Raw genomic sequence first — 21,183 nt, 5'->3', positions numbered from 1 at the left:
GTTGTGAAAGTGCCAGATTAAGAGTAACCAATCCAGAAAAAAAGACTCCCGCCAATAAGCGAAAGCCTTTTCTTGCATATCTTATTCCTCGATCAACCCATTCTCAACTAAGAAATCATTCGCCACGACTTCTTCCAATTCCGTATCGATGTCGACTTGGGCGTTTAAATCCGCCATTGTTTCTTCCGTCAAGAGAGGCGCGAGTTCGGCGAGTTCTTCTTCGATTTCTGGGTGAGCGTCAAGTATGTCGTTACGAATAATCGGTGCTGCATAGTAAGGCGGGAAGTAGTTCATGTCATCTTCGATAATTTCCAAGTCAAACGCCGGGATACGGCCGTCGGTCGTAAAGGCTGAAATGACATCGACTTCTTCATTTTGAAGGGCATCATACATTAACCCTTCGTCCATTTGTTCATTGCCGCCCCATTCATAGCCATACATGTCATTCATTGGTTCGAGTCCGTCCGGTCGTTCGGCAAAGTCCGCGTTATGACCGATCACGAGGTTTTCGGCTTCGTCAACCAAATCGCTTTGATTGTCGATGTCGTCGGTGTCTTCTTCCCGCATGGCCAACGCATAACGGTTTTCAAATTCGAACGGTTCCAGCCAGGAAATATCAAATTCTTCATTGTAAGCTTCTTGTACAGCATCGTAGATCTCATCCTCTTCAGGAGGATTTTCAGGGTCGATTTCTTCATCCAAAACGGTAATATACGACGTTCCCGTGTATTCCACGTAAAGGTCAATATCCTCGTCTTGCATGCCTTGGGTCAGCACATCGGTGCTGCCAACGTCGACCTCTCGTTCAATGTTGGCATCGGTATTTTCTTCTAATAAATCTGCAATCATATGGGTTAAAATAATTTGCTCGGTAAAGTCCTTTCCGCCGACGACGACCGTATCTTCATCATCTCCGCAAGCACTGAGCAACAAAGCTGAACCTACCAAGAGGGGTAAACTTTTTTTCATTTTTACATCTTCCTTTCTTTATCTTATTCCTTTCGGTGTCATCCATACTTCAATACGCTTCAAAATAAAATCGGTAATAATGGCCAAAATTGCTGCCGGAATCGCACCCAATAACGTAAGGGCACTATTTTGCACTGCAAGGCCCCGCATAATGACGTCCCCTAAACCACCGGCGCCTACAAACGTTGCCAATGTGGCAATCCCGATAACAATAACGGTGGACGTACGAATCCCGGCCATAATCACCGGTAACGCCAACGGTATCTCAATCTTTCTCAGAATTTGCCCGCGGGTCATCCCCATTCCTCGCCCAGCTTCCACGGATGACTGATCAACGTCAATGATCCCGGTATACGTATTTCTTAAAATCGGAAGTAAGGCATAGACCGTGAGCGCAAAAATAGCATTCGTCGTTCCAATCCCTAATATCGGCAACATGAAACCGAGCAAAGCTAAGCTCGGAATCGTTTGCGCCACCGCTGCTACGCCAATCACAGGCTCTGCATAGCGACGCATGCCGGTTAAAGCAACCCCAAGCGGCACGGAAATTAATACTGCAAATCCCATAGAAATGAAGACAAGGAAAAAGTGTTCTTGCACTGCTTCCCACAATTGGTCATTGCGGACCGTAAATAATTCCCACAGCTCCATAAGGAATTCCATCAGGAGCCACCCCCTTGCTGCTCCCATCCGGCAATACCTTGAATCATGCTGGATCTAGTAATAAGTCCGAGCAGTTGGTTATCGCTCGTGACGGGCAAATGATCAATGCCTTCTTTCGTAAAAATATCGGCAACTTCCGTTAACAACGTATCCGGGGTAACGTTGGGCAGCTCCGTTGCCATAATTTCGGATACTGTTGTTCGTTTATTATGATCATGATTCTGCAACGTTTCTAATGTGACGTAACCGAGAAGCTCCTCTTTCGAGCCTTTTATGTACAGCAGATCGATGTTGCCTTTTTTCATGTAGTTGAAAGCTTCAGCCAAATCGCGGTTCCCCCGCACAGTCGCGATGTCTTTGGTCATAAGACTATGTGCGACTGGTTGCCCGAACTCTTTGTTCAACCTTTCGGAACCTATGAATTCCCGAACAAAATCATCTTTTGGCTCGCGTAAAATGGTATTCGGTGTGTCCACTTGAATGATTTCACCATCACGCATCATAACGATACGTTTGGCAATTTTGATTGCTTCGTCCATATCATGCGTCACGAATACAATCGTTTTTTTGATTTCATTCTGTAATTTCACCAGTTCATCTTGTAGCTGCTCTCGGCTGATCGGATCCAATGCGCTGAAGGGCTCGTCCATCAAAATAATCGGAGGGTCTGCCGCCAAGCCGCGGATGACCCCGATTCGCTGTTGCTGGCCCCCGGACAATTCACGGGGGTAACGTTTTTTAAACGTTCCAGGGTCCATCCCGACCAAATGAAGCAATTCGTCGACACTTTTTATGTATCGCTTTTTTTCCCATTTTTTCAACTTGGGAACAATCGAAATATTTTCTTCAATTGTCATATGTGGCAGAAGGCCGATCTGTTGGATCACATAACCGCTGTTCCGTCGTAATTGTACAGGGTTTTTCCGCTCAATATTTTCCCCATCAATTAAAATTTCCCCTTCCGTAGGGTCGATCAGTCGATTGATCATTCGCATTGTTGTTGTTTTTCCACAACCCGATGGCCCGATCAGAGTCACTAATTCTCCTTCGTTAATGGTTAAATTTATGTTTTTGAGGGCTTGAAAACCGTCGTCAAACGTCTTGCCGACATTTCGGAACTCAATCATAGCATCATGCCTTCTAGGTAGTAATTCATAAAGATAGAGTGCCAAATTGCGTACAAAGAATATCATACATGATTCAAGACTAAAAGTACAAGATTTGTGTGAATTAGACATTTTGTGTTGAATTAAGTAAACTAACATTACTGTATCTATTATACATTCATTTTGGAGTGATCATCTTTATGGGTGGCATAGTTGCCGTGACTGGTCGATTACCTGCTGAAAAAATGATTCAAGTGTTGGAATCGATGACACACCGTGGCCCCGATGAAGGGGACGACGTCGTATTGGGTGCTTTTCATCTCGGTCATCGAAGGTTGTCGATCATGGGCGTGCATAATGGAAAACAACCAATTGCAAATGACGATCGCACAAAATGGATCGTTATTGACGGGGTCATTTATAATTATCAAGCGTTAAAAAGAGAACTGCCGGATACAACCAAATATATAACCGAATCAGACAGTGAAGTGCCGCTTAAATTGTACGAACAAGAAGGTCCGTCAGCTGTCAAACGTTTAAACGGCGCGTTTGCGTTCGTCATTGTTGATTCGGAGCAAAAAACCTTCATGGCAGCCAGAGATACCCTTGGCAGTAAACCGCTTTACTACGGGGAAAATAAAGATGAAGAAGTGGTTTTTGCTTCAGAGTTGAAAACATTGTATCTCGTAACCACTGATGTGCATGAATTTCCGCCCGGGCACTATTATACGCCGGAGGAAGGTTTTGTGGAATATCACCGGATTCGACAACCGGGTGAAAACCATATCTTTCCCGCTTCTGAATTGCCGCAGATGATGAAAGGCATTCGTCAATCCCTTAACAAAGCGGTGGAAAAAATGATGATGGCGGATGTAGAGGTTGGCGTTCTGCTAAGCGGGGGACTGGATAGCAGCTTAATTGCCATGTTGGCTCAAGAACGTCGAAAAACAAAGAAACCCCTCAAGTCCTTTTGTGTCGGCAGCGCAGACAGTGAAGATGTGCGGCGAGCACGTGAAGTTGCCGAAGAAATTGGTACGGAACACTATGAGTATATTTATACCGAACAGGAATTAATCGACCAGCTGCCGGAGGTCATTTATCACCTTGAGTCGTTTGATGCGTCGCTTGTCCGTAGTGCGATTCCGACCTATTTTGTGTCAAAATTGGCAGCAAAACATGTGAAAGTGATTCTTTCAGGGGAAGGCGCGGATGAATTATATTCAGGATATGATTATTTGAAAGGCATCAAAGACACCCATAAGTTAAATGAAGAATTGCTCCGGATCATTAACACGCTCCATAACATTAATTCACAACGAACAGATCGTATGAGCATGGCGCATTCCTTGGAATTGCGCACGCCGTTCCTGGATTTGGATATGATCACGTATGCAATGAAAATTCCTGCAGAACTGAAATTAAAAGATGATCAAATTGAAAAATGGGTGCTACGACAAGCGTATGGCGGGGATCTCGCCGACAACATTATCTGGCGGGATAAAGCCGAATTTTCCGAGGGAAGCGGCGCGTTGGATATTCTCGAAACTTACGCTGAAAAACAATACGGCGAACAAGAAGTGGAAGAAGCGAATCAGGAAAATGAATGGGTGCGCTCCAAACAGGAACTCCTTTACTACCAGATTTTTAAACGTTATTTCCCTAACCGTTCGATTCTCTCGGCCGTCGGCCATTGGGCGACGAGCTGACCCCCTGTCAGCTTATAACATAGAGAGGGAGATTTGCTGATGCCGGAAATGCGAGCGTTTTGTTTTTGCAACAGTACTATGAAAAGATGCATGTTTTGTCCCCATAAGTTACTCTTATCTTATTCCATATGCGCTTGGTTATAGCCCATAACATTTCCAGTTCCCCTATGTTTACGAGATAATCAGATGTGAAAGTTGCTTTCGCTTATCGTATGTTCTGTAACCGTCGTGATTATTTTTTGAGTATTCATATTTATTAAATCCATAAAATTTTTCCCTATATTATCCTTCCGCCGTTGCGGGGGAGAATTTCCGATGATATCGAGTGACAGATTATGATTTTTTAAATGAATGTATGAAAACAGAACGATGGAGGGTGGAAAAAATTGTAGTACTAGTGGTCTGTCTCAGAAATTCTTTCTCTCTTTGTTCGCCATACTCAGAGTTCCTCCCGATGATACGCATATATAAGACAAACACTTTCGTTGATTTCATCGATCATACAAGGTGACCGATGCAAAAGCGTTATCGGCTCCTTTGACCGGCTTCAGCCCCTGTTGAGAGGGACGATTTTTGCGGTCCTGTCCGTCTAAAGGGTGGTTTCTCACTCTGAGGGGGACGGCATTCGCGTTATCGCACCTCATAAAGGTGGCATGTCACTCTGCGATCAACCAAGGGAAAGAACTTCTGAAACAGCCCACTAGTGCAGGACGGCTCACATCTGGAAATGATATGGTTCGTCGGGTCGTTACCCGTACAGCAGCCGTAAAACGGCATCGGCGGACCGGCAACAATTGTCCGTAAGAAGCGTCCATACGGCCAAAGTCAGTAATCGAACAGTAAAAAAAATGTCCGTAAAAGGCATTTATACAGCCAAACGAGGGAGCGCTCATGCTTTTTCGATGTTCACCCTTGGGTGTGACCGCATAATTCGACCACTCTGTACTCGTCCACGAAATACCTTCACCTTTATTGCGCAAAAGGAACATAAGGACGAGGGGCGTCCGATACATATAGTAACATTGGGTATTTTGTTAAAAAAGAAAGAGGTGAAGGGTCATTTTTGATGCCACCCAGGCTCAAGCGTATGTGACGTTGACGTTTCAAGCGCTGACCGACGCACTGCTCCCTTCCGAGTCTTATGTTGAACATGGCGAAAAACTGGCATCGGATTTAAACGTGCATGAGTATGTGATTGACGGGTTGAATCAGTACATTACGGTTCAGGCGCAACTTTATACCATCTCGATTCCGCTCGCTTACCCCACCGCGCGTATGTTGAATAGCGCAGCAAATCAGCTCGTAAACGTTGGGAAAATACATTTTTCTTCAAAAGCGTCGTTTTCTGAAAACGTGGCATTTGCTCGTCTTTCCAGACAGGATCGTGTTCGGACATTGGCTGCCCTCGAAGAGCTGAAAGTTGATCTATACGCCTTACCGACCCCCTATCAAAATAACGCGGGAATGGTGAAACACGTCGTTGATGCGTTGAACCGTTTCTCTATATTTGGCTATTATTCCGAATGGTCCGCTTACGGGTCTACGCGGCGGCTTCCACCGGATGAACGTCGGCTTGAATTTTTTCCAATCAGTTGGAAGCAAGTGGGCTATCCGGGGGTGTCCCTGGGCTATCGTGATTTCCTTGGCTTTTTGTTAAAAATGCCGAGAAATGAGGGGGAAGCATGACGAAGCGTCCGGATGTGATTGTGATAGGCGCGGGTGGTGGAGGTGCCGTCATCGCGAAAGAGCTTGGGGAAATGGGCGTTCGCGTGCTGGTCCTTGAAGCTGGACCTTGGTATGGAAATAAAAACTGGCCGGAGCCGAATCAAACACGGGGTAAGGCAGAGGACAGTTCCTCCACGAGTGATTTAGACGGTTCGCTCTATCGCAGCCAGATCACGAGACGGGAAAATGATATGAATGATGTGGTGACCGGGAAATTTCGCTGGGGCCCGGCCGACCGCCGACGCAGTCCCTGGTACCGAAACGTTCCTGATCAATCTTTATTGTGGACGAATGCCGGGATCGGAGGAACGACGCTTCATTACTATGCGAACTCGCTACGTGCGTTTCCGGAAGCAATCGATGGTCACTGGCCGATCAGCTACGATGAACTCGTTCCTTATTATGAAAAAGTCGAAGACACGTTACCGGTGGAATTTGCACCGACGACTTCGAAAGAAGCCCTCTTTTATTATAGTGCAGAAAAGGCGGGGTTTCCCCTCAATCAAACGCTGGATGCCACAAGTCCCGGTTATCGGCCGCAACCGAACGCGATTTTGCCTCCGAATGAGCATTTGATGGATGAAAATTATTCTTTGGAAGCGTTAAGCCATATGGAAGGGTGCACGTTAAGCGGCCATTGTGGGCAGGGCTGTCCGTATGGGCCCTCCTACGAGCGAATGGCGAAACGATCCACCAATATCAGCTACGTGCCGCTAGCCATGAAAACCGGAAATGTGACCTTTCGGCCGAATACATTTGTGACGAAGGTTTTAACCGAACTGGACGCGAACGGTGAATCAATGGCCACTGGGGCGCGCATTCGCGACACGTGGACCGGAGAGGTTGACGAAATCCGCGCCCAAGTTGTCGTCATGGCCGGAGGGGTGTTCGAAACCCCACGTCTATGGCTGAACTCCGAATTGCCACATAACCCGTGGGTCGGGAGAGGCCTGACGAACCATTATATGGATTTTATTACAGGGACGTTTGATGAAGAAACGTTGACGGAAATTTTGGGAAGCCCTACGGTTGATCCGTTCGTCGGCCATACGTCAGGGGCTAGGCTCGATTACCCGGGACTTGGGATGATAGAAAATGTGGGCGAAAGCCCCGGGCTCGCTGCGCAAATTCTCTTCGGAGCCAGCCAGGCAGGATACAACGAGCATCTGGAATCAGACCTTTGGGATCAAACAGGCAGGCTCACAGGTTCTGAACTCGCGGACGCGATGGATGATTATAGAAAAACACTATCCCTATTAATCGTAACCGGTGATGAACCACATTATCGAAACAGAGTGGCCCTGGATTCGCATATCACCGATGAGCATGGCCCGGTCCCGTTCGTTCATTATGTCCCAAGTAAAGAAGATGAAAAGAAACGATTCGAGTTGGTCAAAATCGCGACGGATATGTTACGAAAAGCCGGGGCGACGGAGGTTCATCGCGCTGATTTAAACCCTAACGTTTACATTCATTTTGAAAGCACGATGCGGATGGGATATGTCGTCGATGACGCATGTGAAGCTTATCAGGTCAACCGTCTTTATATCGCTGACAATAGCGTTCACTACAATTCCCTCGGCGGCCCCAATCCGACCTTAACGACACAGGCACTGGCTGTGAGAACGGCGGAGTTGTTAGTGGAAAAGTATTTTTAGGTCATCGTTGTAAAAAAGACCGGAAATGAGGGTGATGAATGACGGTAAATCCGGATGTGATCATCATTGGTGCCGGTGCTGGGGGTCCCGTGATCGCGAAAGAGTTGGGCGAAATGGGCATCCGCGTGCTCATCCTTGAAGCAGGGGCATGGTACGGCAATAAAAAATGGCCGGAACCGAATCAAAATCGGGGATGGGCACGAGAAAGCTCCGACCCTAAAGATTTAGATGGCACGCTCTTTCGCAAGCAGGTAACGAGACGGGAAAATGATATGAATGATGTTGTGACCGGTAAATTTTGCTTTGGACCGGCTGATCGCAGGCGCAGCCCTTGGTATCGAAAACTCCCAAATCCTGGGTTATTATGGGCGAATGGCGGTGTCGGGGGAACCACCCTTCATTATTGGGGAAATTCTCCCCGTGCGATTTCTTATCGGTTCGATGAAGGGTGGCCGATCAGTTATGACGAACTGATCCCTTATTATGAAAAAGTCGAAGCAACGTTACCGGTGGAATTTGCGCCGGTCACCTCAAAAGAAGCATTGTTTTTTTATGGGGCAAAAGAAGCAGGTTTTTCACTTAATGATACGCTCGATGTCACAAGCCCCGGCTACCGGCCGCAACCGAACGCGATTTTACCGCCGAATGAGCGTTTGATGGATGAAAATTATTCATTGGAAGAGATCAGTCATATGGAAGGCTGCACGTTAAGCGGCCATTGCGAAAACGGTTGTCCCTATGGTCCTTCGCTCGATAAAATGGCGAAACGTGCGACAAATGTCAGTTATGTCCCGCTCGCGATGAAAACCGGAAATGTGTCGATTAGGCCGAATAGTTTCGCAATAAAAATATTAACCGAACTAGATGAGAACGGGCACGAAAGAGCCGTTGGCGTTCAGTGCCGGGATACATGGACCAGAGAAATCGAAGAAATCAACGCCAAAGCTGTGGTGATGGCCGCGGGTCCGATGGAAACCCCACGGCTGTGGTTGAATTCCGAATTGTCACATAATCCTTGGGTAGGCAGAGGATTGACCAATCACCATCTCGAGACGGTGACCGGTCACTTTGATGAAAAAACATTAATGGATATCATCGGAAGCCCGACCGCTGATCCGTTCGTTGGGCATACGTCCGGGGCAAGGCTGGATTACCCGGGTCTCGGGATGATCTCGAAAGAAACATGGAACGTTATCGAAGAAGTCTTAGTATTTTTATCGTGACCGATGATGACGTTAAGTACCGGAATCGAGTCGAACTGGATACCCATACAAAAGATGAACATGGTCCGGTCGCGAGTATTCACTTTTCGCCGAGTAAAGGGGAACAAGAGAGAACCACGCAGTTAGCAAAAATTGCAGCGGATATTTTGCGGAAGGCCGGGGCGCGTGACATCCACCGAAATGCCCTTTCCGACAACTTCTATATTCATCCAAAATCGACGATGCAGATGGGTAAGGTCATTGATGATGCGTGCGAAGCCTATCAAGTCAATCGCCTTTTTATCGCTGACAATAGCGTTCATGCCGCGTCGATCGGAGGGATGAACCCAACCTTAACGACGCAGGCAATCGCGACTCGCACGGCGAAATTACTCGTGGAAAAATATTTTTAAAAAAGTCCGAACGGAGGAAAAATTGCTCGGCTCATGGCACCTGAAATGCGTGACGAAACTGGATTTCAGTCGTCATAAGAGTGTCATGAAGCCCGAACGGAAAAAAACACCGGTTTACGGTCACCATACACGGATCATAGCGCTCGAAAAATGCGCTGAACCCGTGTTTCGGTCGCCATGGGGACGTCATGGAGCCCGGAACCGATGATATCATTGGTTCACGGTCACCATGATCGGTTCATTCAATCGCTTTCTCAGGGTCGCCTCGGCCGGTTTTTTCCCCTTTTCGGGCTTGGCGTCAAGAGGGATCCCAACCTGAATATTCATCGCGAATGTCTCTAATGATAGCTTGAACGCGTTCCCGTTCGTCAATGATTTCTTGATGGGTATCATCATAAGCGTCATCCACAAATTCGTTGATGTATTCATAACGTTCATCAATAAGTGCTTCAAGTTCGTCTCTCTCTTCGTCGCTGATCACCCCTGCCTCCGCGAGCTGACGAGCTGCTGCCTGCATGCGGCTGTTTTCTTGTCTGCGTAATTGTGTGGCATCACTGCTTAAACCTCTCAGTTCTGAATGAAAATCGACAGACTCAAAGTTTGCGTCTGAGATATTTCCGGCGGCCCACAATAACCAATGGGACGTGCCGATCGCGTCTGACCAAGTTTCGTTCACCGTTTCATCCAACTCTTGCTCTGTGTAGACCGAAGAGTATTCACCTTCGGTCACAGCAGCAATCTCTTCCAGTTGTTCATGCTCGTCATCGGCGATATCGAACCCGAGAATATGAACATTAAAATCAATGCCTGTGTCCACCAGGTCTTCTGCCGCAGCAATCGGATCGCCGTCGCATGTTTCAATGCCATCGCTGATGACGTAGATGAAATGGTCGTCGTTTTCATCGGCCTCTTCCTGCAAATCGTCACTTGCTTGTGCAATCGCATCGGCCAACGGCGTCCAACCGGTAGCATCAAAGCTATCCAGTGCATCATCGAAGGCATCTTCGTCCATGGAGGATAACGGATAAACATGTTCAATCGCTGCACATGATTCTTCTTTTCCATCGTTCGTGTTATCACCTTCGTGCCCATATGCCTGCAGCATAACGTTCGTTTCTTCCGGTAAGTTGCCTGTAAAGGATTGAACGGCGTCTTTCGCCAAATCCATTTTTACCCCGCCGTCGACCTCTTCGTTCATGCTGCCGCTTGCATCGATGAGCATCGCCACGTTGAGGTCTTTTTCCATTTCTTCTTCGATTTCTTCATCCTCTAATTCTTGCAATGAGCGGCCATCCGGTAGTGTGAATTCATCGTAGATGACATCGAATTCATCGATGGGCTCGAATACTTCCCGGTGATCGGCCCCGAGGACATTCACCATTTCAGCCAACCAATCGTCGGGGGAAGAGGCCTCTGCTTGTTCGGCTGCGTATGTATCAAAATCTTCCATTAGCGTCTTTTCGATCTCATCATAATCATCCATGTCGTATTCTTGCGATAGATATTCTTCGGTGAGAATCCCGGGACCCGCTTGCAAAATCGCATCTTGTGTGAGCCCCACCGGCTCAACCTCAGGTTCGGCTTCGTCTTCTTCTGCATCTGGCTCCTCCGCGACATTTTCAGCAGCTTCGTCACCGCTGCAAGCAAATAAAAAAAGTAACATGCCAAACACAAAAGGTAATTTTATATGGAACATATGTAAAAATACTCCTTTTATATGAAAATATTATCTGCCATCATACCATGATTGGCTGATAAATGCGCTATTTTGGCTGATAAAAGTCCCGCACTGGACAGCCCGCCCATCTTCACGTAGAATAGTAATGTTTTCATTCTATGTATATATAGGAAAGGTCGTTTTGCCCTGTGTTACAGAATCCGACAGGTGCCCAGCGAATTGGATTGGCGATTTTGCTAGGAATGCTGGCCACCTTAGGCCCGTTAAACATCGATATGTATTTGCCGAGTTTTCCGGAGATTGGCGATGATTTGAATGCGCAGGCTTCGCTCGTGCAATTAAGTTTAACCGCTTGCCTGATTGGGCTTGGGGTCGGGCAAGTGGTAGTTGGTCCGATCAGTGATGCGCAAGGCAGAAAAAAACCGTTGATCATCTCTATACTATTATTTGCGCTTGCTTCGCTCCTGTGCGCACTCGCGCCAAATATCACGACACTCATTATTGCCCGTTTTCTGCAAGGATTTACGGCTGCGGCCGGGATCGTCGTTTCCCGCGCGGTTGTACGCGATGTCTTCAGTGGCCGGGAACTGACGACATTTTTCGCCTTGTTGATGGTTATTAACGCGGTAGCGCCTATGCTTGCGCCGGTAGCTGGCGGCGGGATTTTATGGTTCCCATTTACGGACTGGACCACCATATTTTATTTTCTTGCATTTTTAGGCTTGCTCATGGTTGTGATTGTCTCCTGGAAATTGGAAGAAACGTTGCCGAAGGAAAGAAGAATGCCGAGTTCGCTCGGGGCGACGGTGCGTACGATCGGAGATTTGCTGAAGGATCGTTCCTTTATCGGCTACGCGCTTACGCTCGGATTAGTACACGGAGGCAGTTTTGCCTATGTGTCCGGAACCCCTTTCGTGTACCAGGAAATTTACGGGGTCTCCCCGCAGGCGTTCAGCATGCTTTTCGGCATGAACGGCGCGGCAATCATTATCGGAAGCTTTCTCGTCGGACGTCTTTCCGGCGTCATCGCGGAGCGATCGCTCCTTCGCATGGCGGTTATCACAGGAACGAGCGCCGCCGCGGTGTTGCTCGCGATGACGATTGTTGAAGGACCATTGTTTATGATTGTGCTTCCGATTTTTATCTACATGACTTGCATGGGGGTTGTTTTAACAGCATCGTTTACGCTCGCGATTGCCAAACAGGGACATCGGGCAGGGAGTGCAAGCGCGTTACTCGGGATGCTCCCCCTTTTGATCGGCGCTGTCGCGTCCCCTCTCGCAGGTCTCAATGAAGGTTCCGCGGTACCGATGGGCGCGACGATTTTCATCACTTGTTTCATCGGAATGCTTTCGTTCCTAAAACTGACGAAGAGCGACGGGTGATGACTGTCTTATCCGGTGTTAAACACCCGGGGGCAGATTTCAGAGACGTAAAAAGAGCTTTTTCAGGAAGCAAAAATGATCTTCCGGCTTCCGGTGTCTGGACTCAAAAAACGGGCGACTACACCCCAATTTGCAACGCGCAGGAGGTGCTAGTGCCGGCGTTGCCATAGGACGTGGCGGTCTTAAGTTTCACTTTATTTTACGAACCCTTCTTTTTTTACTATCCTATATAAAAAGGGAGGGTTTTCACATGAAGATGGCGTTCATTTCGGATATTCACGGTAACGCTGTTGCTTTGGAAGCGGTGCTTGCAGATATAAAAAAACACCATGTGGATAGCATTGCCGTGTTGGGAGATTTGTGCTATCGGGGGCCGGAGCCTAAAAAAGCGTTGGATCTGATTCGTTCGTTGGAATGTCCGGTGATTAAAGGCAACGCGGATGAATGGGTGGTGCGCGGCGTCCGGGAAGGCGAAGTGCCGGAAGGAAAGTTGGCGATGATGAATGAAGAGCGGCAATGGACGGTCGAACAATTGGAATCGGAAGATTTGGATTACTTGGAACAACTGCCGACGCAGTTTCACTGGGATTTAAATACACACTTGAAGCTACATACGTTCCACGCCACGCCGGAAAGTTTGTTTGATGTCGTGTTGCCCCATGAATCGCCTGAACATTTACAAAAAAAACTGATGGTTGAAGAAGATGCGAATCTATATTTATATGCCCATATTCATCTTCCGTATGTGCGCTACATCGGCGGAAAGTGTTTAGCCAATCTGGGTAGCGTAGGTTTGCCGTTTGACGGACAAAGCAAAGCGTCGTATGTCATTGTGGACGCAGATGAAGATCGTTTTCGCGTGAGTATTGAGCGCGTGCCTTTTGATGTGGAAAAAGTGGCGCAACAATACGTCGACAATGGGTATCCGTATGCGGAAATGATGCGGAAGGTCGTTCAAGAGGCGCAACCGCCATCGTGAGATGTCCGAGCCTGCTTCCGGTTCGGACAAAAGCCGATCCTGTTTTTGTAAAAGTGTCCGAAGTCGGCCATGGTTCGGACACTCACCGCGCCAATTTTCGCGAGATTGTCCGAACTAGCCCCGTGTTCGGACAAATTCCGTGCCTTTCCCTGCAAATGTGTCCGAACCCAATTCAATTCTTAGAGATGATCATCATGATTCACTTAAATTTTTTTATGCTTGCATAAAGAACATTAGTTCTGTATCATTAAAATAAAGAGGGAGGTGAAGCATATGAGTTTAACGAACGAACAGCTTTTGGACGCGATCCGTGAACTGCAGACGGAAATGACCGGGATGAAATCGGAACTTCGCGAAGAAATGGTTGGAATGAAAACAGAGCTTAGAGAAGAAATATCAGGGGTGAGATCCGAGCTCCACTCCTTTAGAAACGAAGTGAATGATCGCTTTGAAGGAGTAGAGAAAAAGCAAGATGCGATGCATAAGCAATTAGTGAGCGTTTCCGAAGATGTGGCTATGATTAAAGGTACGATCGAACATCATGAAAGCGACATAAAATCTCTCTATAAACGTTCGTTTGATCTCAAAGAAAAAGTCGAGACCAGAATGGATCGTTGATCCCCAAAAATAAAAATAAAAGCTTATCCGTCCATCCTTAAAGTAAACACGCTTTAGGGTTTTTTATTACTTGACACAGGATCGTACGTTCGATATAATAATTTTAGATACTATGATAAAAGAGGGAAGCTCCGTGCACGAGTCTCATGATTTTCAACTCCCCGAGCCGCAACGGGATACATCGCGGAAAATCATACATATTGATATGGATGCTTTCTTTTCGTCTGTCGAGGAACGGGATAATCCTTCCTTGAAGGGGAAACCGGTGATTATCGCCAAACATCCGAAAAAAACCGGCGGAAAGGGAATCGTCTCCACGGCGAACTATGAAGCGCGAAAGTATAGCGTCCACTCGGCCATGAGTGCTTATAAAGCATACGAACGATGTCCTCACGGGATTTTTATTGATGGCAATTACCGTGCGTACAAAAAAGCGTCCTTGCAAATTCGGGAAATTATGCACCGTTATACTCCGATGGTCGAGCCTATGTCGATCGACGAAGCGTATTTGGACGTAACCACAAACAATAAAAAAATCCCGAGCGCAACGATCCTTGCCAAGCAAATTCAAAAAGACATATGGAAGGAGACGAAACTGACAAGTTCCGCCGGCGTTTCCTATAACAAATTCATCGCAAAAATCGCCTCCGACATGAAAAAACCGGCAGGTTTGACCGTTGTCCCGCCCGATGAAGCCCTCCCTTTTTTAAAGCAGTTGCCCATCGAGAAATTCCCTGGCATCGGCCCGAAAACAGCGCAAAAGATGCACGAGCTCAACATTTACACCGGGGATGATTTATATCAAATGGAGCAAATGGATCTCATTTCCCTGTTCGGAAAGGCGGGCATTTCCTATTATCATCGTGCCCGCGGAATCGATAACAAGCCACTGAACATGAATCGGGAACGAAAATCCGTCGGCAAAGAACGTACGTATTTTCATAACTTGACGACTGACGGCGAAGTGACCGCTGAACTTTGGAAAATCGCACAAGAAGTGGTCACGGCATTGAACCGTGTGCAAAAACACGGGAAAACGGTGGTGCTGAAAATCAGATACCGGTCGTTTGAAACGCTGACGAGGCAAGTGAGCGCCCCTCACTACGTTGAAACCCCCGAAGCGATTTATGATCAGGCGGCGGGGATGTGGGAAGCGGTCGGCATGGCGGAAAAAGGGGTACGTTTACTCGGGATTACAGTCTCGAACTTAGACCCGGTTCACTACCGGCCAATGACCCTATTTTAGTGCAGAGTAGGAAGCTCATCTCCGTTATGGAGGTGCAACAATTAATGTTAGAAAAATCAAACAATAAATCATCTTAAAAGCGCGTTAAAAGATCATGTATTGACATTTTCAGTGATTCTACATAGAATATCCTCATAGAACATATAAATCCTATGAAATTAGTTAGGATTTAACGCTTATTGAACTGTTTGGGCTGGAGGTTCTTTTTTCTCTTGGCAGGGAGTTCAAAAGAGAGGGGGCGTTTTCCATTGATAACCGTGTCGACACTCAGCGATGAGAAAACGAAGCATTTAAATGACGAGGTATTGGGGAATAAACGTGCAACCGATGTTTTGGCCTGGTCTTATGAAACGTTCGGCGATCAACTTGTTTACTCCTGTAGCCTTGGTGCCGAAGGAATGGTTCTTCTTGATTTGATTGAAAAAGTGAACCCAGGGGCAAATGTTATTTTTCTTGATACCGGATTGCATTTTCAAGAGACGTATACGTTGCTCGACGACGTGCGAAAATCTTTTTCAACTCTGAATATTAAAGCATTAACCCCTGAAAATACGGTCGAAGAGCAAAAGGAAAAGTATGGCGATCGTTTATGGGCACGCAACCCGGATCAATGTTGCCAAATGCGAAAATTTGAACCGTTGCAACAGGAATTGTCCCATTATACGGCCTGGATCTCCGGATTGCGGCGGGAACAGTCCCCCACCCGGCGGGACACCCCATTTATCGGGAAAGATTATCGCTTCTCCCTATTGAAAATCTGCCCGCTCATTCATTGGACGCAAGAAGATGTATGGGCGCATATTCGCGACAGAAATTTGCCTTACAACCCGCTACATGACCAACATTATCCAAGCATCGGGTGCGCGCCGTGCACATCAAAAGTGTTTGATGGCGCAGATGAACGAAGCGGAAGATGGAGCGGAATGGAAAAAATCGAATGCGGATTGCATTGGTAATCTGAAAACATGCCAAGGAGGATGAACCATGACGACGAGTATTCCCCATGGGGGTTCATTGATCGACAGACGGCAGTACGGAGTCGATTTGCCGGAGACAAAGGTGCAAATTTCATTGGATGAAATGGCACTTGCTGATCTGGAATTAATTGCAAACGGCGCCTATTCGCCATTAACCGGTTTTCTGAATAAGCGGGACTATGAAAGTGTTGTTTCCTCTATGAAGCTGGACAATGGTTTGGTGTGGAGTTTGCCGATTACGTTGCCGGTACCGGAAGCTTTGGCGACGGAATTAACGATCGGTACGCGAGCCCTTTTGGAAAAAGACGATGTAGTATACGGATGGATAACGGTGTCCGACATTTACAAGCCCGATAAAGAAAAAGAAGCAAAGCGAGTATTTAAAACGGATGACGAGGCCCATCCGGGCGTCGCGCAACTGTTTGGGCGCCCGGACGTATATGTGGGCGGCGAAATAACACTTGCCCGTCCCGTCGAACATGGGCTTTTTGAAGCAGAAGCACTAGCGCCGCAAGAGACTCGGGAGGCTTTTGCGGCAAAAAATTGGGAAACAGTCGTCGGCTTCCAAACGAGAAACCCTGTGCACCGCGCTCATGAGTACATTCAAAAAACGGCACTGGAAACGGTGGATGGCCTGTTGTTGCATCCGCTGGTCGGCGCGACGAAAAAAGGGGATATCCCCGCTGATGTGCGCATGAAAAGTTATAAAGTGCTGTTATCGGGGTATTATCCGGAGGATCGGGTCCAGCTGTCCGTATTCCCGGCCGCCATGCGCTACGCGGGTCCCCGCGAAGCTATCTTTCACGCGCTCGTGCGTAAAAATTACGGGTGTACCCATTTTATCGTTGGCAGAGACCACGCCGGCGTAGGAGATTATTACGGCACGTATGAAGCACAGACGTTGTTGAAACAGTTCTCCGTCGAGGAGCTTGGCATTTCACCGCTTTATTTTGAACATAGCTTTTATTGCAACGCCTGTGAAGCCATGGCAACGGCCAAAACGTGCCCGCATGAGTCGGAATATCACGTGATGTTATCCGGCACAAAAGTAAGGGAGATGCTAGGAAACGGGGAAGCGCCGCCGAAAGAATTCAGCAGGCGTGAAGTCGTGAACGTACTGATGGAAGCCTATCGGTCTACGGTTTAATAAACATAGAGACAGGGGGAGAAGAGATGAGCAACGCAGATATCGTTTGGCATGATGCTGCCGTTACCCAAACCGAGCGTGAGCGGCAAAATAACCATTCCGCGTTTGTGTTATGGTTTACCGGTTTATCCGGTTCGGGGAAATCAACGCTTGCAAATGCCATTGACCGTTATTTTCATGATCACGGGTATCGAAGTTACGTTTTGGATGGGGACAATGTTCGCCATGGCTTGAATAACGACCTTGGCTTTTCCGAGGAAGACCGGGTGGAAAACATTCGCCGCATTAGTGAAGTTGCTCGTCTGTTCGTTGATGCCGGTCATATCGTCAGCACTGCATTTATTTCGCCCTATGCAGCTGATCGGGCAAGTGCACGGGAACGCTTGCCGAATGGCCGTTTTATTGAAGTGTTTGTCGATTGCTCGCTGGAAACATGTGAAGCGCGTGATCCGAAGGGGTTATACAAAAAAGCGCGCAGCGGGGAGATTCCGTCGTTTACCGGGGTCAGCGCACCCTATGAGGCGCCTGTCGATCCGGAAATTACATTGCAAACGGGCGAGCGTTCAACGGAGGAGAATGTGCACGAACTTGTCGCAAAGCTCGAGGGTCTCTTGCGGCGATCGTAAGTATCCGGAAAGGAAGGTTTTAGGATGATCGGGAGCGTGGCCATTGTCGGCGCCGGGCCGGGAGACCCGGGATTGGTGACGGAAAAGGGAAAAGCATTGTTGGAACGTGCAGACGTTATCGTGTATGACCGGCTCGTGCATCCGCTTATATTGGAACATACAAAAGAAGAGGCCGTACGCGTATACAGCGGAAAAATCCCGAGAGGCCACGCCACCCGGCAATCGACGATTCAAGCGATGCTCACCCGTTATGCCCGGGGAGGGCTCTTTGTCGTCCGCTTAAAAGGCGGGGATCCGGGCGTGTTTGCCCATCTTGGCGAAGAAGCGGAGGCGCTCCGAGCGACGGGTATTTCTTATGAGGTTGTCCCGGGCCTTACCGCAGGTCTCGCGGGTGCGTCTTACGCGGGGGTCCCGGCTACCTATCGTTCATTGAGCACGAGTGTTGCTTTTGTCACCGGCCATGCACGAAAGGAAATGCCGTTGACCGATGTGGTCCTCCCTCGGGCAGATACGTTAATTTTTTACATGGGCATGCATTATCTTCCATTTTGGTTGGAGCGGCTCGCGAGGGAAGGGTGGAGTACCGAGACCCCGGTCGTTGTTGTGCAATGGGGGACGACCGCAAAGCAGCGAACGGTAAGTGGCACGGTGATGACGATTGCTAGCGAAGTGGAAGCCGAAAGGATAACAAACCCCGCCCTCGTTATTGTAGGGGAAACCGCCCGGTTTCAAGCGGATTTACAGTGGTATGAGGATTTGCCTTTACAGGGAACAAGTGTGTTATGGGCCGGCGAGGGGGTCATCGATGGGGAAGAGACAGGAACCGAACGGGGGGAGACCACTCGTATGCTGACCCGCCTCGGGGCGCATGTTTTTTCTTATCCCGGGGATGTGTTCACCTTCAATCGGGACGGCATTCGGGTGCCGCTGACGGCTTATCAGCGCGTCCATTTTGAAGATGCGTGTAGTGTCGGCTTTTTTTTACAATATTGGAAAGACGAAGGATATGATTTACGTCGGTTACCTGCGTATGTGACCGGGGCAGATGCTGAGACGGAAGAGGCGCTCCGTGAATTTGGGTTGCCCCCGGAGGAAGACGGAGAACCTGAATTAACGGTGGGAGCACGTGTGAACAACGAGGGTTCGTATTGGCAAATCGTTGATCGGCAACCTTCCAAATTGAAGGCGGATGTTTTTTCACGGTTGGTCGCGGATGATTGGATTAATATGGTATTGTTTACAGCGCCTCGTGAGGTGCATGCCCTTGCGGGGAAATTGGATGAAGCGCTGGCGGTTTGGTGTGCGGATAAAACAGTGGTCGGTGTTGGAGTGGAGACACGCCAGCTGTTGCAGAGTCTTGGGGTGCGCGTGGACCGGCATGCCGATGAGGCGAATAGGGAAGCGTTGGCTTCGTTACTGAGTTCCTCTTGTGCTGTTGTGGCAGCGCAGTGAGCCGGGCTGGAAAAAAATAAAGAAACTGCATAGAATGTTGGGTAATTTTGCGGGAAGCGGGCAAGCTAAGTTCGAGCCTACAACCCATACTTACAAGGAGGATCCAATCCTATGCAGTGGAAAAAAATGACGACCCTTGGCCTCGCGGTTTTCCTTTCGGCTTGTGGAACTGCTGATGATCAAAACGGGGGCGACGGGGGTAACGGAGATATGAACGGAAATGGTAATGGTGATGCGATGGAAGAAAACGGGGATATGAACGGGAACGGTGAAGCGAACGGCAATGCTGGCAACGGGGACATGACCGAGGATTTGAGCAATGATATGGTTACCGATGACGCGAACATGGAAAATGAGATGGATGATATGAATGGGGAAAATGGCGGTGGCGACGACGAAACGGCCCTAGACAAAGGGGTACGTGAATTGGAAATGGAGATCCAATTTACGGATGACACCGAGTGGGAGTTCGAGTATGAAACGGAGAACGATGAAGTGGACGCCGAGGTAGAAAAAGACGATGATGCGAGCGAAGGAAATGAAGCGAGAGAAGAAATCGAAGAGATACTCGAAAACCTGCAGCTTGATAACCAACAGGGGGACGAGGGGCTGGCTCAGGAGTTGATTTCCGCGCTGGATCTTAATGAAGATGATATTTACAAGCTGGAATTCTACATTGAACTAGAGAATGTTGAGATGTACAATGTGGAACAAGCGTATTAGAAAAAACGAGGCGTGAAGCCTCGTTTTTTATGGTTGGATGGGCGGATTCGCGGAATTAGTAGTGCGAGGAAGAAGCATGGCGACCAAAGCGCCGGGGGTAGTCATTTCAGTCGCCATGAACGCATGAAGCCCAATAGCCCTCTGTCCACAAAATAGGTAAGGGTTATGTTTTCTTGAGCGTGAATTGCTGCTCATTGAAATAATCGCTGACATCCCCGCTCTTGATTTAGTGTGGCTCATCACTAAATGCTACATTCAGTGTGAGTTGGAAAACCAGCTTCCAGTTCCGTACCCCTTGGTCTATTAAATCTCTATCTCCACTTCAACGTCTTCTCCTAGTGGGTCCCCGTGTATATCCACGGGGCTCTCAACTTCAAAAGCTATAGCGTCAATTTCATCTATATTGGAATCTTCGATCTCATATGATACTGAAACTAACGCATCTGAAATCTGCATAGTCAATGGCATAATCATACTGCTATACATTTCAGACGTTTCAATATGTTCGCCCGTATCCGTCGTTACTGACATATAGTCGATGTCAAAATCTATAGTCTCATGGTAATCCTCACCTTTATTATCCGGAATATTAAGATCCATGATCAAACTAATAAATTCTCGTTCCTCATCCATTAATTCATTTTCATCTTTATTAAACCTTCCTTGAACCAGTTGAACTTTTTCAATCGATAAAGACATATCACCAATGTCAAAAGAACCCACATCCATTATTTCATCAATCTGATAAAACTCACCAAGAATACCCCATTGACCTTCTTCCAAACTACTACCAATTAACGGTTCATCTTCGTCAGTTTCATATTCCTCGCTATTTTTGCTGTTGGATTCATCTTCAGTCATACCCTCATTGTATTCACTATCGTTACTACAGGCACTTAATAATACTATT

At 47.8% G+C, this 21,183-nt stretch carries 19 protein-coding genes; 14 read left to right on the top strand and 5 right to left on the bottom strand.

What is annotated here, in order from left to right; translation table 11 throughout:
- Positions 1 to 81: 81 nt before the first annotated feature.
- Genes DT065_RS05815 through DT065_RS05805 form a run of 3 tightly spaced genes read right to left on the bottom strand, consistent with a single transcriptional unit; the run spans position 82 to position 2,759 of the window.
- The gene (locus DT065_RS05815) at positions 82 to 969 is read right to left on the bottom strand and encodes an ABC transporter substrate-binding protein (RefSeq protein WP_114371631.1); all 888 of its coding nucleotides are present in this window, start codon (positions 967 to 969) and stop codon (positions 82 to 84) included.
- Between the two features lie 18 nt (positions 970 to 987).
- Positions 988 to 1,620 carry an ABC transporter permease gene (locus DT065_RS05810; RefSeq protein WP_114376115.1) on the bottom strand — a complete coding sequence of 211 codons (633 nt, stop codon included), beginning with the start codon at positions 1,618 to 1,620 and terminating at the stop codon, positions 988 to 990.
- A gap of 11 nt (positions 1,621 to 1,631) precedes the next feature.
- Positions 1,632 to 2,759, bottom strand: a complete 1,128-nt coding sequence (locus DT065_RS05805) for an ABC transporter ATP-binding protein (RefSeq protein WP_114371630.1) — start codon at positions 2,757 to 2,759, stop codon at positions 1,632 to 1,634.
- A 179-nt stretch (positions 2,760 to 2,938) separates the two neighbouring features.
- Here DT065_RS05805 and asnB point away from each other — a divergent pair, with 179 nt between their 5' ends.
- The 5 genes from asnB (at position 2,939) to DT065_RS19670 (ending at position 9,442) form a co-directional block, all read left to right on the top strand.
- On the top strand, positions 2,939 to 4,444 hold the full coding sequence (asnB, locus tag DT065_RS05800; protein ID WP_114371629.1) for an asparagine synthase B: 1,506 nt from the start codon (positions 2,939 to 2,941) through the stop codon (positions 4,442 to 4,444).
- A 1,089-nt stretch (positions 4,445 to 5,533) separates the two neighbouring features.
- Positions 5,534 to 6,130 (top strand): hypothetical protein, encoded by a 597-nt coding sequence (locus tag DT065_RS05795; protein ID WP_114371628.1) that lies wholly within the window; start codon positions 5,534 to 5,536, stop codon positions 6,128 to 6,130.
- Complete coding sequence (locus DT065_RS05790) at positions 6,127 to 7,827, top strand: GMC family oxidoreductase N-terminal domain-containing protein (protein ID WP_114371627.1); 1,701 nt, start codon at positions 6,127 to 6,129, stop codon at positions 7,825 to 7,827. Before DT065_RS05795 ends, DT065_RS05790 begins: the two co-directional genes overlap by 4 nt.
- Positions 7,828 to 7,865: 38 nt before the next feature.
- Positions 7,866 to 9,050 (top strand): GMC family oxidoreductase N-terminal domain-containing protein, encoded by a 1,185-nt coding sequence (locus tag DT065_RS05785; protein WP_335743579.1) that lies wholly within the window; start codon positions 7,866 to 7,868, stop codon positions 9,048 to 9,050.
- Entirely contained in the window at positions 9,011 to 9,442 is a 432-nt protein-coding gene (locus DT065_RS19670) for a GMC oxidoreductase (RefSeq protein WP_335743578.1), read from the top strand. The genes DT065_RS05785 and DT065_RS19670 overlap by 40 nt, the downstream gene beginning before the upstream one ends.
- Positions 9,443 to 9,740: 298 nt before the next feature.
- Here DT065_RS19670 and DT065_RS05780 read toward each other — a convergent pair whose 3' ends face one another.
- Positions 9,741 to 11,138: a VWA domain-containing protein gene (locus DT065_RS05780; RefSeq protein WP_114371626.1), complete on the bottom strand. Its 1,398-nt coding sequence runs from the start codon at positions 11,136 to 11,138 to the stop codon at positions 9,741 to 9,743.
- A 170-nt stretch (positions 11,139 to 11,308) separates the two neighbouring features.
- Here DT065_RS05780 and DT065_RS05775 point away from each other — a divergent pair, with 170 nt between their 5' ends.
- The 9 genes from DT065_RS05775 to DT065_RS05730 all read left to right on the top strand — a co-directional run bounded on the left by DT065_RS05775 (position 11,309) and on the right by DT065_RS05730 (position 20,273).
- Complete coding sequence (locus tag DT065_RS05775) at positions 11,309 to 12,505, top strand: Bcr/CflA family efflux MFS transporter (protein WP_114371625.1); 1,197 nt, start codon at positions 11,309 to 11,311, stop codon at positions 12,503 to 12,505.
- 250 nt (positions 12,506 to 12,755) lie between these two features.
- Entirely contained in the window at positions 12,756 to 13,484 is a 729-nt protein-coding gene (locus DT065_RS05770) for a metallophosphoesterase family protein (RefSeq protein WP_114371624.1), read from the top strand.
- A 273-nt stretch (positions 13,485 to 13,757) separates the two neighbouring features.
- Positions 13,758 to 14,102 (top strand): hypothetical protein, encoded by a 345-nt coding sequence (locus DT065_RS05760; protein WP_114371622.1) that lies wholly within the window; start codon positions 13,758 to 13,760, stop codon positions 14,100 to 14,102.
- 133 nt (positions 14,103 to 14,235) lie between these two features.
- Entirely contained in the window at positions 14,236 to 15,348 is a 1,113-nt protein-coding gene (gene dinB / locus DT065_RS05755) for a DNA polymerase IV (RefSeq protein ID WP_227002739.1), read from the top strand.
- Between the two features lie 248 nt (positions 15,349 to 15,596).
- The gene (locus DT065_RS05750; protein WP_114371621.1) at positions 15,597 to 16,304 is read left to right on the top strand and encodes a phosphoadenylyl-sulfate reductase; all 708 of its coding nucleotides are present in this window, start codon (positions 15,597 to 15,599) and stop codon (positions 16,302 to 16,304) included.
- A 28-nt stretch (positions 16,305 to 16,332) separates the two neighbouring features.
- The gene (gene sat / locus DT065_RS05745) at positions 16,333 to 17,472 is read left to right on the top strand and encodes a sulfate adenylyltransferase (protein ID WP_114371620.1); all 1,140 of its coding nucleotides are present in this window, start codon (positions 16,333 to 16,335) and stop codon (positions 17,470 to 17,472) included.
- 26 nt (positions 17,473 to 17,498) lie between these two features.
- Entirely contained in the window at positions 17,499 to 18,098 is a 600-nt protein-coding gene (cysC, locus tag DT065_RS05740; protein ID WP_114371619.1) for an adenylyl-sulfate kinase, read from the top strand.
- A gap of 24 nt (positions 18,099 to 18,122) precedes the next feature.
- Positions 18,123 to 19,550 carry a uroporphyrinogen-III C-methyltransferase gene (cobA, locus tag DT065_RS05735; protein ID WP_114371618.1) on the top strand — a complete coding sequence of 476 codons (1,428 nt, stop codon included), beginning with the start codon at positions 18,123 to 18,125 and terminating at the stop codon, positions 19,548 to 19,550.
- 111 nt (positions 19,551 to 19,661) lie between these two features.
- Positions 19,662 to 20,273, top strand: coding sequence for a YusW family protein (locus DT065_RS05730; protein WP_114371617.1), 612 nt, complete (start codon positions 19,662 to 19,664; stop codon positions 20,271 to 20,273).
- A gap of 303 nt (positions 20,274 to 20,576) precedes the next feature.
- Here the strand turns inward: DT065_RS05730 and DT065_RS05725 are convergent, their stop codons facing one another.
- The gene (locus DT065_RS05725) at positions 20,577 to 21,134 is read right to left on the bottom strand and encodes a hypothetical protein (RefSeq protein ID WP_114371616.1); all 558 of its coding nucleotides are present in this window, start codon (positions 21,132 to 21,134) and stop codon (positions 20,577 to 20,579) included.
- Positions 21,135 to 21,183 lie beyond the last annotated feature (49 nt).

The sequence above is a fragment of the Salicibibacter kimchii genome, from assembly GCF_003336365.1.
GTDB classification, from domain to species: domain Bacteria; phylum Bacillota; class Bacilli; order Bacillales; family Marinococcaceae; genus Salicibibacter; species Salicibibacter kimchii.
The sequence above is the reverse complement of the archived record's forward strand: the minus strand, read 5'-3'. Positions and strand labels throughout refer to the sequence as shown.

Bases quoted from the DNA above. Each gene is read 5' to 3' on its own strand.
- cysC (WP_114371619.1), top strand. From the start codon at position 17,499: ATGAGCAACGCAGATATCGTTTGGCATGATGCTGCCGTTACCCAAACC.
- sat (WP_114371620.1), top strand. From the start codon at position 16,333: ATGACGACGAGTATTCCCCATGGGGGTTCATTGATCGACAGACGGCAG.
- DT065_RS05805 (WP_114371630.1), bottom strand. From the start codon at position 2,759: ATGATTGAGTTCCGAAATGTCGGCAAGACGTTTGACGACGGTTTTCAA.
- DT065_RS05780 (WP_114371626.1), bottom strand. From the start codon at position 11,138: ATGTTCCATATAAAATTACCTTTTGTGTTTGGCATGTTACTTTTTTTA.
- DT065_RS19670 (WP_335743578.1), top strand. From the start codon at position 9,011: ATGGAACGTTATCGAAGAAGTCTTAGTATTTTTATCGTGACCGATGAT.
- DT065_RS05815 (WP_114371631.1), bottom strand. From the start codon at position 969: ATGAAAAAAAGTTTACCCCTCTTGGTAGGTTCAGCTTTGTTGCTCAGT.
- DT065_RS05785 (WP_335743579.1), top strand. From the start codon at position 7,866: ATGACGGTAAATCCGGATGTGATCATCATTGGTGCCGGTGCTGGGGGT.
- DT065_RS05725 (WP_114371616.1), bottom strand. From the start codon at position 21,134: ATGACTGAAGATGAATCCAACAGCAAAAATAGCGAGGAATATGAAACT.
- cobA (WP_114371618.1), top strand. From the start codon at position 18,123: ATGATCGGGAGCGTGGCCATTGTCGGCGCCGGGCCGGGAGACCCGGGA.
- DT065_RS05790 (WP_114371627.1), top strand. From the start codon at position 6,127: ATGACGAAGCGTCCGGATGTGATTGTGATAGGCGCGGGTGGTGGAGGT.
- DT065_RS05760 (WP_114371622.1), top strand. From the start codon at position 13,758: ATGAGTTTAACGAACGAACAGCTTTTGGACGCGATCCGTGAACTGCAG.
- asnB (WP_114371629.1), top strand. From the start codon at position 2,939: ATGGGTGGCATAGTTGCCGTGACTGGTCGATTACCTGCTGAAAAAATG.
- DT065_RS05810 (WP_114376115.1), bottom strand. From the start codon at position 1,620: ATGGAGCTGTGGGAATTATTTACGGTCCGCAATGACCAATTGTGGGAA.
- DT065_RS05730 (WP_114371617.1), top strand. From the start codon at position 19,662: ATGCAGTGGAAAAAAATGACGACCCTTGGCCTCGCGGTTTTCCTTTCG.
- DT065_RS05770 (WP_114371624.1), top strand. From the start codon at position 12,756: ATGAAGATGGCGTTCATTTCGGATATTCACGGTAACGCTGTTGCTTTG.